Origin of the sequence: Succinivibrio dextrinosolvens, assembly GCF_900116345.1 — a bacterium.
Taxonomy (GTDB): Bacteria; Pseudomonadota; Gammaproteobacteria; order Enterobacterales; family Succinivibrionaceae; genus Succinivibrio; species Succinivibrio dextrinosolvens_B.
In genome coordinates this window covers 1-13,217 of sequence record NZ_FPAH01000027.1, presented here as the reverse complement: position 1 = coordinate 13,217, position 13,217 = coordinate 1, and the positions used below count along the sequence as shown (strand labels likewise).

Annotated in this window: 11 protein-coding genes; 5 read left to right on the top strand and 6 right to left on the bottom strand. The window is 39.8% G+C overall.

All coding sequences use genetic code 11. From position 1 onward, the window contains the following. Positions 1–61: 61 nt before the first annotated feature. From BM308_RS08770 to BM308_RS08760, 3 genes are read left to right on the top strand one after another with little or no spacing between them, the layout of a single operon-like run. Positions 62–580 carry a flavodoxin gene (locus tag BM308_RS08770; protein ID WP_074944586.1) on the top strand — a complete coding sequence of 173 codons (519 nt, stop codon included), beginning with the start codon at positions 62–64 and terminating at the stop codon, positions 578–580. A gap of 19 nt (positions 581–599) precedes the next feature. After that, positions 600–1,886, top strand: coding sequence for an NTP/NDP exchange transporter (locus BM308_RS08765; protein WP_074944584.1), 1,287 nt, complete (start codon positions 600–602; stop codon positions 1,884–1,886). Next, on the top strand, positions 1,883–2,761 hold the full coding sequence (locus tag BM308_RS08760; RefSeq protein ID WP_083425520.1) for an aldo/keto reductase: 879 nt from the start codon (positions 1,883–1,885) through the stop codon (positions 2,759–2,761). The genes BM308_RS08765 and BM308_RS08760 overlap by 4 nt, the downstream gene beginning before the upstream one ends. A gap of 103 nt (positions 2,762–2,864) precedes the next feature. Here the strand turns inward: BM308_RS08760 and BM308_RS13220 are convergent, their stop codons facing one another. The 6 genes from BM308_RS13220 to urtA form a co-directional block, all read right to left on the bottom strand. After that, positions 2,865–3,104 (bottom strand): hypothetical protein, encoded by a 240-nt coding sequence (locus tag BM308_RS13220; protein ID WP_143098590.1) that lies wholly within the window; start codon positions 3,102–3,104, stop codon positions 2,865–2,867. A gap of 126 nt (positions 3,105–3,230) precedes the next feature. Next, complete coding sequence (gene urtE, locus BM308_RS08755) at positions 3,231–3,920, bottom strand: urea ABC transporter ATP-binding subunit UrtE (protein ID WP_074944583.1); 690 nt, start codon at positions 3,918–3,920, stop codon at positions 3,231–3,233. A gap of 14 nt (positions 3,921–3,934) precedes the next feature. Next, positions 3,935–4,678 (bottom strand): urea ABC transporter ATP-binding protein UrtD, encoded by a 744-nt coding sequence (urtD, locus tag BM308_RS08750; protein ID WP_074944581.1) that lies wholly within the window; start codon positions 4,676–4,678, stop codon positions 3,935–3,937. Beyond that, entirely contained in the window at positions 4,671–5,930 is a 1,260-nt protein-coding gene (gene urtC, locus BM308_RS08745; RefSeq protein ID WP_083425519.1) for an urea ABC transporter permease subunit UrtC, read from the bottom strand. The genes urtD and urtC overlap by 8 nt, the downstream gene beginning before the upstream one ends. A 13-nt stretch (positions 5,931–5,943) precedes the next feature. Then, complete coding sequence (gene urtB, locus BM308_RS08740) at positions 5,944–6,870, bottom strand: urea ABC transporter permease subunit UrtB (protein WP_074944580.1); 927 nt, start codon at positions 6,868–6,870, stop codon at positions 5,944–5,946. A 62-nt stretch (positions 6,871–6,932) separates the two neighbouring features. Continuing rightward, positions 6,933–8,156, bottom strand: coding sequence for an urea ABC transporter substrate-binding protein (urtA, locus tag BM308_RS08735; RefSeq protein ID WP_074944578.1), 1,224 nt, complete (start codon positions 8,154–8,156; stop codon positions 6,933–6,935). Between the two features lie 291 nt (positions 8,157–8,447). On the opposite strand from urtA, the gene BM308_RS08730 reads away from it, so the two are divergent. Together BM308_RS08730 and BM308_RS08725 are read left to right on the top strand one after the other, a co-directional pair. Continuing rightward, positions 8,448–11,831 carry a hybrid sensor histidine kinase/response regulator gene (locus tag BM308_RS08730; protein ID WP_083425517.1) on the top strand — a complete coding sequence of 1,128 codons (3,384 nt, stop codon included), beginning with the start codon at positions 8,448–8,450 and terminating at the stop codon, positions 11,829–11,831. A gap of 153 nt (positions 11,832–11,984) precedes the next feature. Further along, positions 11,985–12,896 (top strand): response regulator transcription factor, encoded by a 912-nt coding sequence (locus tag BM308_RS08725; protein ID WP_074944575.1) that lies wholly within the window; start codon positions 11,985–11,987, stop codon positions 12,894–12,896. Positions 12,897–13,217: the final 321 nt, after the last annotated feature.

Sequence of the window (13,217 nt, the reverse complement as noted above, 5' to 3'; positions counted from 1 at the left end):
ATTATCAAATTAGTTGTTAATAAAAACAAATCTATTCTTTCCATTACAAGACAGGTGATATATGGATAAGACATTAGTAATTTACTACTCAAGAAAAGGTCAGAATTATTCTCGCGGTTCAATTGTTAACCTTAAGAAAGGTAACACCGAATATGTTGCCGAATTTATAAAAAAAGCAGTAGGCGCAGATCTGTTTGAGATAAAAACCGTAAAACAGTACAGCGAAGATTACACCACCTGTACAGAGGAAGCAAAAGAAGAACTGAAAAACAACTCAAGACCAGCTCTTACAGAATACATAGATTCAATTTCAGAATACCAAAACATTGTAATAGCAGGTCCTTGCTGGTGGGGGACCTTTCCATGTGCCGTCATGACTCAGCTAGAGAAGCTCGATTTTACCAGAAAGAAAGTCTTTTCAGTAATGACTCATGAAGGTAGCGGACTAGGAAGTTCGGTTCGTACCTTAAAGAACCTTTGTAACGGAGCAGAAATCGGTGAAGGATTAGCTGTTTTTGGAAGCAGTGCCCCTGATTCTTTTGAAACAGTCTCTGCTTGGGCACAGAAGAATCTTGTCTAAAGAAGAGATCAAATGGACTATGAACTTAGAATCTTTTTTTGACAGCGTACTGAATCTTAGGAAAAAAGAAGGAAGTTATGCTGTTTTAGCATTTCTGCTTTTTTTCTGTATTTTCTGTTCCTACTCTGTTCTGCGTCCTGTACGAGACACCATGGGTATTACCAGCGGTGTAAATAGTCTTCAGTGGCTATTTACAGCAACCTTTGCTGTTTCTATTACGGTACAGATACCTTATTTTTATGTCCTGGGAAAAATATCAAGAAAGATAATACTTCCTGTTGTATTCTCTTTTTTCGGAGCTAATCTTCTATTATTTGCCTATCTGATGGCTCATGAAATTGCACCTGTAATTACAGGAAGAACATTTTATGTCTGGCTTTCTGTCTACAATCTTGCTGTGATTTCTCTAGGATGGAGTGTTTTAAATGACATTCTGAAACCATCTCAGAGCAGGCGCCTTTTTGCCATTGCGGCATCAGGATCAAGCGCAGGCTCAATTATCGGTCCTATGATCACGGCAACTGCAGTTAAATATACAGGTATCTTTCCGTTAATTCTGATTTCCCTAGCCTTTCTAGCACTGGCATCGCTGGCTGTTTATTTTCTGTTTTCCATAAGGTCAGAACAGTGTGATACAGATGAATCAGTCCAAAGTGTAACTGACTATCTGGAAAAAAGAATTAACGGAAGCATACTTGAAGGCTTTCTAAGCACCTTTAAATCCAGATACTTACTTATGATTGCCGTTTTTGTAATTCTTGCATCTACAGCCAATACCTTTCTGTATTTTGCTCAGGTTAGAATTATTGCAGACTCATTTGCAGATAAGGCCGAACAGACTTTTGTATTCTCGGTTATCGATCTTATAGTAAATACAGCCACTATTATTCTGCAGTTATTTATTACAGGCCGTTTGGCAGATAAATTTGGACTTAAGCCTCTAATTGCGGTTGTTCCCGTTCTGATTCTTGTCTGTTTTGTGGTACTGATGTTTATACCGGTTCTTTCGGTCATTGTTCTGGCAATGATTGTTCGCAGAGTAGGAGAATATGCGCTGGTACGTCCTGGCAAGGAAATGCTTTTCAGCGTTGTAAGTCTGGATGAGAAATATAAATCCAAGAACTTCATTGACACTGTAATCTATAGAGGTGGAGATGTATTCAGTGCATTTCTAACTCAGGGAGCTGAAGCTTTAGGCGGCATGATTCTATCATTTGCAACCGGAGCAATAATGGCTATTGTATGGATTACCAATGCGTTATATCTTTCAAAACTTTTCACTCTTAAGACTCAGGAGAAACTATGAAATTAAGACATTTTTTTCCTTTACTTGCAGGCTTATCCTTAGGAGCAAGTGTTAGTGCATCTTCAATAGATAATAATATGCCATATCTTACCTTGTCTGATGGTTCTAGAATACCGCAGTTAGGCTGCGGAGTCTGGGAGCTTAGCGGTCAGGAAGCCTATAAGTCTGTAACAGAATCAATTAAATTAGGGTACAGGCTGATTGATACTGCTCAGTACTACAGAAACGAGAGTGAAACCTATCAGGCTGTATTAGATAGTGGTATTCCACGAGAAGAGTTCTATATCACCACAAAACTTAATCCTTCAAATGGATCCAATGAAAAAAACATACGCGATTCTTTAGACAGAAGTTTAAAGAATCTTGGAGGAAAGATAGATTTGGTTCTTATTCACTGGCCATTTTCTAATGACGAGATGGCATGGAGAATCATGGAAGAATATGTTCAGGCAGGCAAGTTCAGATCTATCGGTCTTAGCAACTACAGTCCGGATGCTTTAAGGCGTATTCTTAAGATTGCCAAGGTTAAACCTGTATTGAATCAGGTAGAGTTACATCCATACAACTCAAAATATCCTACAGTTGCAGAATATGAGAAAGAAGGTGTAAAGGTTGAGGCATGGTCTCCTTTAGGCGCAGGAAGACAAGGTCTCCTGAGAGATCCTGTAATTGCTGATATAGCTAAAGATCATGGAAAAAGCTCAGCTCAGGTTATTCTAAGATGGGATCTTCAAAGAGGAATCATCACTATTCCTAGATCAAAGAATCCTGCACATATAAAAGAAAACATCTCAATAATGGATTTTCAGTTAAGCGATGAAGAAATGAAGCAGATTGATGCTTTAAATCGCGATGATGCCTTATGGGATATTTAGACTAACAAATACCTCCAGCAGATTGGTGGCAATATGCTGGAGATAAGTCTCTTGCTTTTTTTTAAACTGAAGATAACAAAAAAGCGGCATTAAAAACTATTAATCAGTATCTCCAATCCTGAGTTGTTATAGGAGCTCCAGGTTTTATAGAACCATCATCCTCATCTTCCTGTACAGGAGGAATATCATCATCAGGAGCAATCTCATAGGCATAAGCTTTATTTCTGGCATGCACAACCTTATCTTTAAGATCAGAGATAGCAATACCACGACGCAGCATTACTCCTCCGATGCTCATCTGAGATAAAAGCAGTAGAGACAGGCGGTTGCTAATGCCTACCAAGGATTTTATTGTATTTACAAAATAAGAGAGAGTTAGAATTTCGTTCTTTTGTAAAAAAATAATAAAAGGTAACAGAACCTTTTATTATTACAAGAAATTGCAAATAAATAACTCAGTTATACTTATTTATACAGATAAAAATGAAGATACAACATTCTCATCTGTAGAGTCTCGAGGAGAATCATATACAATAGAACCATGTTCCATTACAACAATTCTATCGGCAACATCCAAAGCAAAGCTTAATACCTGCTCTGACACAAAAATGGTTAAACCACGCTGATCTCGAATTTTTCTTAAAGTTCTTGCCATCTCTTTGATAATAGATGGCTGAATACCTTCCGTTGGCTCATCAAGAACAAGCAGTTTAGGATTGCTTGCAAGAGCTCTGGCAATTGCCAGCTGCTGTTGCTGACCGCCTGAAAGATTACCGCCTTTTCTGTGTTCGAACTCCTTTAAAATCGGAAAAGTCTCAAACAGATCTTCAGGAATATGCTTTGATTTTGTCACGGTAAGACCGGTTTCAATATTCTCCTTCACACTCATGCTGGAGAAAATCATTCTGCCCTGAGGTACAAATCCAATTCCAGAGGCTACTCTCTTGTAGCTTTTGGTATGAATAAGATCCTGTCCGTCCAGAATACATTCTCCCTTCTGTGCTGGAATCATTCCGATTATTGACTTCATTAAAGTGGTCTTACCCATTCCGTTACGACCAAGCAGTGCCACGATTTCACCTTTTTTTATCTTTAAGTTAAGGTTTCTGATTACACAGCTGTCTCCATATGAAACCTTATAATCTTTTAACTCAAGCATAATAGGCTCCTTTTTTACTGACCAAGATAAACATCAATAACCTTCTGGTTTTTCTGAATAGACTGCATGCTACCCTCTGCCAGAAATTTTCCCTGATGAAGAACTGTAACCCTGTCTGCAATATGCTCAACAAATTTCATATCATGCTCAATTACGATTACACTTCTATTCTTGGTAATGTTCTTTAAAAGTTCTGCTGTTTTCTCTCTTTCTGCTACCGACATTCCTGCAACAGGCTCATCCAGCATCAGAAGCTTTGGATTCTGAATCAGCAGCATTCCAATCTCCAGCCACTGTTTCTGACCGTGGCTTAGAAGGCTTGCCTTTACATCGAGCTTGTCATCAAGGTAAATCATTTTTGCAATCTCTTTTACCTTGTTTATGACCTCGTCGGTACGTTTAAAGAAGAGAGCTCCAAATACTCTTTTGCCTTTTGGATAAGAAAGTTCCAGATTCTCAAAAACACTCAGAGCTTCATAGATTGAAGGGTTCTGAAACTTTCTGCCGACACCGGCTTCAACAATTTCATGCTCCTTTAACTTTGTAAGTTCCAGATCATGGAATTTAATTGAGCCTGAGGTTGCCTTGGTTTTACCGCAGATTAAATCCAGTACGGTTGTTTTACCAGCTCCATTTGGACCAATGATTACTCGGATTTCTCCCTCATCCACGTAGAAGGAAAGATCATCAACTGCTTTGAAGCCATCAAATGAAACGGTCAGATCCTCAACTGAAAGTACGATATCTTTCTTACTCATGAGACTTCTCCTTTGCTGCATTTAAAACAGCTAACTTTCTTAATGAATCTTCACTTAAAAACTGTCTGCTTACGGACATGAATGAGTCCGTCATTGATGAATTTCTAAGCTCTTCGATAACTCGGTTATGCTCTGCTCTCAGTCTTTCAATAGAACGTTCGATCTTTGAATCAACAAGCTTAAAGAAAGGAACAATGTAATCGTTATAGATTCCAGACAATCCATTTGGGAAGAACAGAACTACACCTATAAACAATGCTCCCATTGCAAAAAGCCATAATTCAGGGAAATTCTCGGATACTGCTGTTTTTGCGGAACTGACCAGAAGAGTTCCGTAAATAGCACCGAAGATTGAAAGTCTTCCACCTACAGCACAGAATATAACCAGTTCAATGGAAGCTACAATACCCACGAAGCTAGGAGACATAAAACCAACCTGCAGTGTGAACAGAGCTCCGCCAATGGCAGAAAGTGCAGCAGAAAAACAGAAGATAAAAATCTTAAAGTTAGCTACATCATATCCGGAGAATCTAACGCGCTCCTCCTCATCACGAATTGCAACCAGAAGTCTACCTAACTTACTTTTTGCCAGAAGACAGGTTATATATACTGTTACAATCAGGGTTATTGCACATAGGTTGTAGAGAATAGCCTTAGCATGGTCAGTTCTGATATCAAAACCAAGACATGTTCTCAAGTCGGTTATACCGTTTACACCACCGGTATAGCCCTGCTGACCGATAATCAGAATGGTCAGGATTGAAGCAATTGCCTGAGTGATAATTGAGAAATAAACACCGCCTACTCTTCTTTTGAACAGAGCCACTCCCAGCAGATAAGCAAACAGGGTTGGAACTGCAATCATAAGGATCATGGTCAGAGGAAAGCTCTTAAATGGCTCCCAGAATAAAGGCAGCTCAGTAATCTGGTTCCAGTCCATAAAATCAGGAATGCCAGGAGTGGTCTGAATTGCAGTGGCCTCAGGACTTGATGCTTCAAGTTTTAAGAACATGGCCATGCAGTAACCGCCTAGACCGAAGAATATACCCTGACCAAGACTTAAGATGCCGCAGTATCCCCAGCACATAACCAGACCAATTGCCACAAAGGCATAGCTTAAATACTTACCTACCAGATTCAGTCTGAACACATCCAGACTGGCAGGCATAACAATAAGCAGTAATACAGTCAGTACCAGAAGATTCAAGAGGGTACTCTTACTACTTTGAGCTGATAGTAAATGACTTCTCATAATAATTCTCCTTTTATCTTCTTACCTTTACACTAAACAGTCCCTGAGGTCTTATCATCAGGATTCCTACAACAAACAGCAGTGTTAAAACTTTTGCCATGGAACCGCTCATGAAGAACTCCATAACACTCTGAGCCTGAGCAATACCGAAAGCAGAAGCAACTGTACCAATCAGAGTTCCGGCACCTCCAAAAACAACTACCAGGAAGGTATCTACAATATAGAGCTGACCTGCAGTTGGACCGGTTGAACCAATCATGGTAAAGGCACAGCCTGCAACACCTGCAATACCACATCCTATTGAGAAGGTGATTCTGTCGATAAAGGCAGTGTTAATACCTACGGCTCCTGCCATCTTTCGGTTTAGAACAACAGCACGCAGCTGGCAGCCAAGACGGGAGCGGTACATGATAAAGTAAACAGCCAGAGTTACGATTACGGTCAAACCAAGAACAAACAGACCATTGATCGGAATTTCTATAGAATCACCTAATGTCAGTGACCCCATCAGCCAGTCAGGAAGAGTTACACCTACCTCACGTGCACCGAATACTGAACGGTAAAGCTGCTGCAGAATCAGGCTCAAGCCCCATGTTGCTAGCAGAGTATCAAGAGGTCTTGAATAGAGATGTCTTATAAGCAGCCATTCAAAAAACGCACCTGCGGCTGCAGTTACAATAAATGAAAAGAACAGTGCAATAAAAAAATAGATTCCATATAAACCAGGAAACATGGTTTCAAAAACATGGGAGGTCAGATAGGTAATATATGCGCCTAAAATCATAAATTCGCCATGAGCCATGTTGATAACGCCCATCTGACCGAAAATAATAGCTAGGCCCAAAGCCATCAGTAGAAAAACCGAAAATAGACTCAGACCGGCAAAGCCCTGCATAGCGAAAATCGAGGCTAATTCACTGAAACTGTAATCCGAAAACATAATAAACACCTCTCTGTATATAGGCTTTTAATACTGAGGGCCTAAGCCCTCAGTGAGTTTTATTATTGATATCCAGCTGGGAAAGGATTTGGCTCAATCATGTCAGACTGGTAGACAACCTTGAACATACCATCCTTCTGGCCTTGACCAACCACAGTCTTCATCCACAGATGGTGGTTATCGTGAATCTTAACTGGACCGTTAGGTGCGTCTGCGAACTCAACGCCTGGTAGACTCTTTTTCAGCTTATCTATATCGAATGAACCTGCCTTTTCAACAGCGAACTTCCATAACCATGGGCCAAGGTAAGCGGATTCGGTAACGTCACCGATAACACTCTTGTCACCCCACATCTTCTTGAACTCAGCAACAAACTTCTTATTGCTCTCGTTATCCATTGACTGGAAGTACTTGGTAATTGAGTAAGCGCCTTCGTAGTTTTCACCACCGATACCTAAAACCTCATCCTCGGTAACAGAGGTTGACATCAGTAATGGCTTCTCGGCAGTTAAGTCAATACCTGCAGCCTTAAGCTGTTTGTAGAAGGACACGTTTGAACCGCCAACTACAATTGAGAAGATTGCATCAGGCTTCTTGAGCTTGAACTTGTTGATCACAGAGTTGAACTGAGTATGTCCTAATGGATAGTATTCCTCACCAACTACAGTACCGCCGTTCTTTTCAATATGCTTTCTGGCAATCTTGAAGGAAGTACGAGGCCAGATATAATCAGAACCGATAAGATAGAAGGTCTTTGCGCCCTTGTTCTTCATTACCCAGTCAAGACCAGCAAGAATCTGCTGAGTAGCTTCCTGTCCGGTATAGATAATATTGTCTGACTGCTCCAGTCCTTCATAGAAGGTTGGGTAGAACAGCATGTTGTTGTACTGTTCAAAAATAGGAAGTACTGCCTTACGAGATGCTGAAGTCCAGCAGCCGAATACTGCAGCAACCTTGTCGTTTACAATCAGTTTCTGAGCCTTTTCAGCATAAGTTGGCCAGTCACTTGCGCCATCTTCCTGGACGAACTCAATCTTTCTGCCAAGCACACCACCGCTTGCATTTATCTGTTCAATCGCAAGCTTCTCAGCCTCAACTGAACCGGCCTCACTTAAAGCCATGGTACCGGTGATGGAGTGCAGAATACCAACTTTGACAGTATCTGCTGTAACAGCCAGACCAGTAGTGTTTGCATCATCTGCGTATGCAGAAGTTATATTCATGCTCAGTAATGCTGCCATACCAATGGCCTGACACATTTTCTTAACAGTATTTGATTTCTTCATATCTCTTCTCCATTTAGCGGTAGTCAATCTACCTGTGGTAATTATTAAATAATGACCAAGGTCACAGAAAGGCGACAAATGCACTATTGACATACGTTAAATTACGTATGCGCAATTTCACTTGGGTTGTGCACAATACGGAGGCATAAGACTCCCATTTTTATGCATTTAATGCTGTTTTAGTGCAGAGAAAATGAATCAAAAAATGTGATGCTAGAATACAAAAAATTGATGAGGTAAATAAGAATTAGTAAATTAGTCCTGAATTCACGAAGATCATATAACAAATATGTGGCAAACCAGACACTTGAGGATTACAGTCTGCGCTATACAGCAAGATCCGTGAGAAAACTTGATGTATCCTCAGTGGTTATGACCTCCATTGGCTCAATAAGCTTTCTGGCTCTTGAGGTAATAGGAGCAAACATTGCTATTTTCTACGGCTTAAATCACCTGCTTTTAGCGCTTTTAATTACAGTTCCTCTAATTTTTGTCCTTTCACATCCAATTGCAAAATACGCTTCGATTCATCATATTGATATTGATCTACTGACAAGAGGTGCAGGCTTCGGATATATAGGCTCCTCAATAACCTCACTGATCTATGCCACCTTCACCTTCATATTCATGGCGCTGGAATCTGCAATTCTGGCAAAGATGCTCAATATCACCCTGGGAATGAATCTCTCCTTAGGCTATCTGTTATGTTCACTGATTATCATTCCTCTGGTAATGCATGGCTTCAGCTTTATCAGCAGGCTTCAGAAATATACAGAACCTGTATGGGCTGTACTTCAGATACTGGCTGTTTACGGCCTTATCAGAATGTCAGGCGAATGTTCCCAAAACTTTAGCTCTGCCTTCGAGCATGACAGTTTTAATGCGCTTTATTTAGGGTACTCAATCTGTATTGTTTTAGCCCTCATCTCACAGATAGGAGAACAGGTCGATTACATTAGATTCATGCCCGAATATATAAAGTCCAAAAGGAAGGCCATTATTTTTGGAACAATCATTTCAGGTCCATTATGGATTGTACTGGGAGGACTAAAAATTCTGATAGGAGCATTACTGGCAGTAATGCTAATCTCAAAAAGTGCGGACTACATGGTGGCCACAGATCCGACATATATGTATATGGCAGCATTCAGCAAACTCTATGACAACCATGCCCTTGTAATGTTTCTTACAATTTTATTTGTTGCCATTTCTCAGATTAAAATCAATGTAACCAACGGTTACGCCGGATCTATTGCCTGGTCAAATTTCTTTGCCAGAATGACTCATACCCACCCGGGCCGTATAGTCTGGGTATTCTTCAATGTGTTTATCTCATGGATGCTTTTGATATGCGGTGTCTATGAGATCGCAGTTGCGGTACTGAACCTCTACTCTATTCTGGCAATTTCCTGGTGTGCCTCCCTATCTGCGGATCTTTCCATAAATAAAAGAATCGGGCTAAGTCCTAAAGAGATAGAGTTTAGGAGATCAAAACTCTATGACATCAATCCGGTAGGCTTTATTTCGATGTTCATGGGAGTACTTATAGGAACTGCGGCCTACACTGGATTATTCGGAAGCTACTGTGAAGCTTACTCTGCAGTAATCGCACTGGTGGTAGCCTATGTTCTTACTCCTGTAATAGCATATGTAACCGATGGCAGATATTATCTGAACAAAGAAACTTCGAATGAGAAAACACATAACCAGACACAGCATAATGAAAATAAAAACGACAGGACCTGCAATATCTGCGGCAACAGTTTCGATCATGAGGATCTCTGCTACTGCCCTTACTATAAAAAACAGATCTGTTCTCTGTGCTGCACACTGGAATCAGGATGTAATGGACAATGCCGTAAAGAAGCGCTTATAACCAATCAGATATGTGCTATCTTCCCTTTTCTGAAACAATATCCTCTGGTTTTCTTTATCTTCAGACTGTTAGGCTTTATGACAGTATTCTCCCTTATAAACCTCTCGATACTGTATATTGGCTTCAGTTCATTTGAATCCAGTTCTTTAAGCAGACTCTTTGGAAACACTGTATTTCTGAAGTGCTTTATCCTGATTGAAATTGTAACCGGCATTTTTACAATGCTGTTCGTACTGGTTTCAGACAGCAGAAATCTGGCTCAGGAGCAGACTGAAAAAAATCACAAGGCTTTGGAAAATGAGATTGAGGAAAGAATAAAAGTTCAGCACCAGCTTGTAGAATCCAAAAGGAATGCGGATGCGGCAAATATGGCTAAAAGCCGATATCTGTCCGGTATCAGCCACGAACTGAGAACACCTTTGAACAGTATATTAGGTTACTGTCAGATCCTGTCATCAAATAAGAACAGCTCAAATGAATCTTCTGCAAAGGGACTGAATATTATCTCAAGAAATGCGGAATATCTATGTTCTCTGATTGAAGGTCTTCTGGATATTTCAAAAATAGAAATCGGCAAGCTTGACCTTAACATGAGAAAGATTAGAGTTGAACCGCTGCTCAAAGATCTGATCATGTATTTTAGAACCAAGGCCAAAAACAAGAATCTGATTTTTGAGTATATCGAGCATTCCCATCTGCCAGCATTCGTCAAAACAGATGAAAACCGACTAAGACAGATACTGACCAATCTCTTATCAAATGCTGTGAAGTATACGCCTAAGGGAAAGGTAACCTTCGAGGTTAGCTACAGAAGTGATGTCGCCCTGTTTGTGGTAAAAGATACAGGAATTGGTATTGCCAAAAAAGATCTGAAAAGAATCTTTGAGCCTTTTACAAGGACCGATTCCGCCAGAAAATGCAATTCCGGTTCTGGTATAGGTCTTACTATTACCAACCTGCTTTCTGTAGTTATGGGTGGTGAGCTTACAGTAGAAAGCACGGTAGGTGAAGGAAGTGAATTCAGGCTTAAGATTTATCTTCCAAGGGAAAATCCTGATCAGGAGGAAATGGAGAATTACAGCAGAGTAATTGGCTATAAGACAGAAGACAAAAAGAAAATCAGAATTCTGACAGTGGATGACAATGAGGATCATCGTGTCATCATCAGAACACAGCTCTCTCCTCTTGGCTTTGAAATTGAAGAGGCCAATGGATTTGATTCGGCAATGAAACTTATTGGTAAAGAGAATTTTGATCTGTTCTTTGTTGATTATTCTATGCCAGGTCATAACGGACTGTACCTTGCAAAGAATCTCCGTAAAAAAGGTATTAACTCCCCTATTATCATGGTCTCTGCCAATGCCTCCGAGCTGAAAATAAACGACAGCCACGACAGACGAATCTATGACTATCACATCGTAAAACCTTTCAGAAAAGAACAGCTCCTAGATGCAATTGTTCACTTTCTACCAATTGATTATATCTGTCAGGATAACCTAAAGAAGGATGAATCAACTTCAGAGACTGACAGAATAACAGCATTGGAATCAACAGATAAAAAAGACAGCAGCAGTGAAAAGGAAAAATCAGAGAACAAAACTTCACAGCTCGCTGATGCGAAAAGTCTTACAGAGCAGCTCAGAATCTACCTTGAAACAGGTTTTGTAAAAGGCATTCTTAACAATCTGGATACTCAGCATAATCTTGGATTACTTAGTGAAGAGTTATTTCTGAAATATAAGAACAAGGCAGAACGATTTGATTTTGAGTATATAAGAAAAGATATACAGAACAGCTGACAAAATCAGAATCGATGTAGCTTTTTCCTTAGCTACTACATAACAGTTTTATAAAAATAAAAAAACATGTATCCAAGGATACGTGATAACAGTTAGGAAAGGAGATTGTATCTTCTAAGGCTTAAAAGGTCTTAGGGGACACTGAACATTATTATGAACAATTCAATGCAGAAACTTATTCTGATAGTCGATGATGATCCAGATTCCGTATGTATGCTAAATGAAGCCTTAGATGCAGAAGGATTTTCCGTGCTGGTTGCCCTAAGCGGTACCCAGGCTTTATCCATACTAAGCAGAATTACTCCGGATCTGATTCTTCTTGATGCCGTAATGCCGTCAATGGATGGTTTTGAAACCTGTAAACGTATCAAGGAAAATCCTCGTCTTACAGAGATTCCCGTTATCTTTATGACTGGTCTGGACTCGGACAGCAATGTCAGCCAGAGCTTTGAATGCGGTGCTGTGGATTATATTCAAAAGCCGATCAGGATCGTCGAACTGGTAAAGAGAATCAATCTGCATATTGATAAATCAAAAGTGATGCTCTCTACCAAATTTCTTCTGGATTCAAATGGACTGTCATCCTTCCTTGTGGATAAATCCTGCGTCATTAAATGGTATACCCCGGATGCCATGCATCTGCTTGAACAGTGCGGCTTTGACAAGATGACCTTCTCATCAAAGATACAGTCTTTGCTCAATCCAATGATCCAGAAGGCTGAAATCGGAAAATATATAACAATTGACGGTAATTCACAGTCAAAAGAGCGTATCACTATTACCCTGTTCCAGATAAATGATGAAGGATTTATCTTTGCTGTTAAGCGGGATCAGAATGTCAATAAGGTTGAAATCCTAAAACAGAAGTTCTCTCTGACACAAAGAGAAGCTGAAATTCTATACTGGGTATGCCAGGGAAAATCAAATAAGGATATGGCGATAATTCTTGATATCAGCCCAAGAACAGTAAACAAACATCTTGAGGCAGTATTCTCGAAAATGATGGTTGAGAACAGAACAACTGCGGCTAATATGGCGTTAAATTCTCTGCTCTCAAATTCATAGTCATTCTTTTGCAAAAAAGAACAGAGAGCATTTTAAGCTCTCTGCTAAACCTAACCTCCGTACTCCCTAGTTTTAAACTAGGGTGATTATTCTCACAAATCTCCTAAATATTCTTTTTATTCCACTGTTTTTTAAGATTTTTTCTTTATCTATTTCTATTTTTGTTATATCATAGTCCATAATATATTTTAATGGACTATTTGTATGACAGACACTCCTGATATCAAATGGAATTACTCCAGCTATACCGACAAAATGGGTAGAACCTACATCATCTCTTATTACAATAAATGGGACCCTGTTAAGAAACAGTCTCGAGTT

Coding starts and splice junctions, on each gene's coding strand:
- BM308_RS08770 (WP_074944586.1), top strand. CDS start 62: ATGGATAAGACATTAGTAATTTACTACTCAAGAAAAGGTCAGAATTAT.
- BM308_RS08765 (WP_074944584.1), top strand. CDS start 600: ATGAACTTAGAATCTTTTTTTGACAGCGTACTGAATCTTAGGAAAAAA.
- BM308_RS08760 (WP_083425520.1), top strand. CDS start 1,883: ATGAAATTAAGACATTTTTTTCCTTTACTTGCAGGCTTATCCTTAGGA.
- urtE (WP_074944583.1), bottom strand. CDS start 3,920: ATGCTTGAGTTAAAAGATTATAAGGTTTCATATGGAGACAGCTGTGTA.
- urtD (WP_074944581.1), bottom strand. CDS start 4,678: ATGAGTAAGAAAGATATCGTACTTTCAGTTGAGGATCTGACCGTTTCA.
- urtC (WP_083425519.1), bottom strand. CDS start 5,930: ATGAGAAGTCATTTACTATCAGCTCAAAGTAGTAAGAGTACCCTCTTG.
- urtB (WP_074944580.1), bottom strand. CDS start 6,870: ATGTTTTCGGATTACAGTTTCAGTGAATTAGCCTCGATTTTCGCTATG.
- urtA (WP_074944578.1), bottom strand. CDS start 8,156: ATGAAGAAATCAAATACTGTTAAGAAAATGTGTCAGGCCATTGGTATG.
- BM308_RS08725 (WP_074944575.1), top strand. CDS start 11,985: ATGAACAATTCAATGCAGAAACTTATTCTGATAGTCGATGATGATCCA.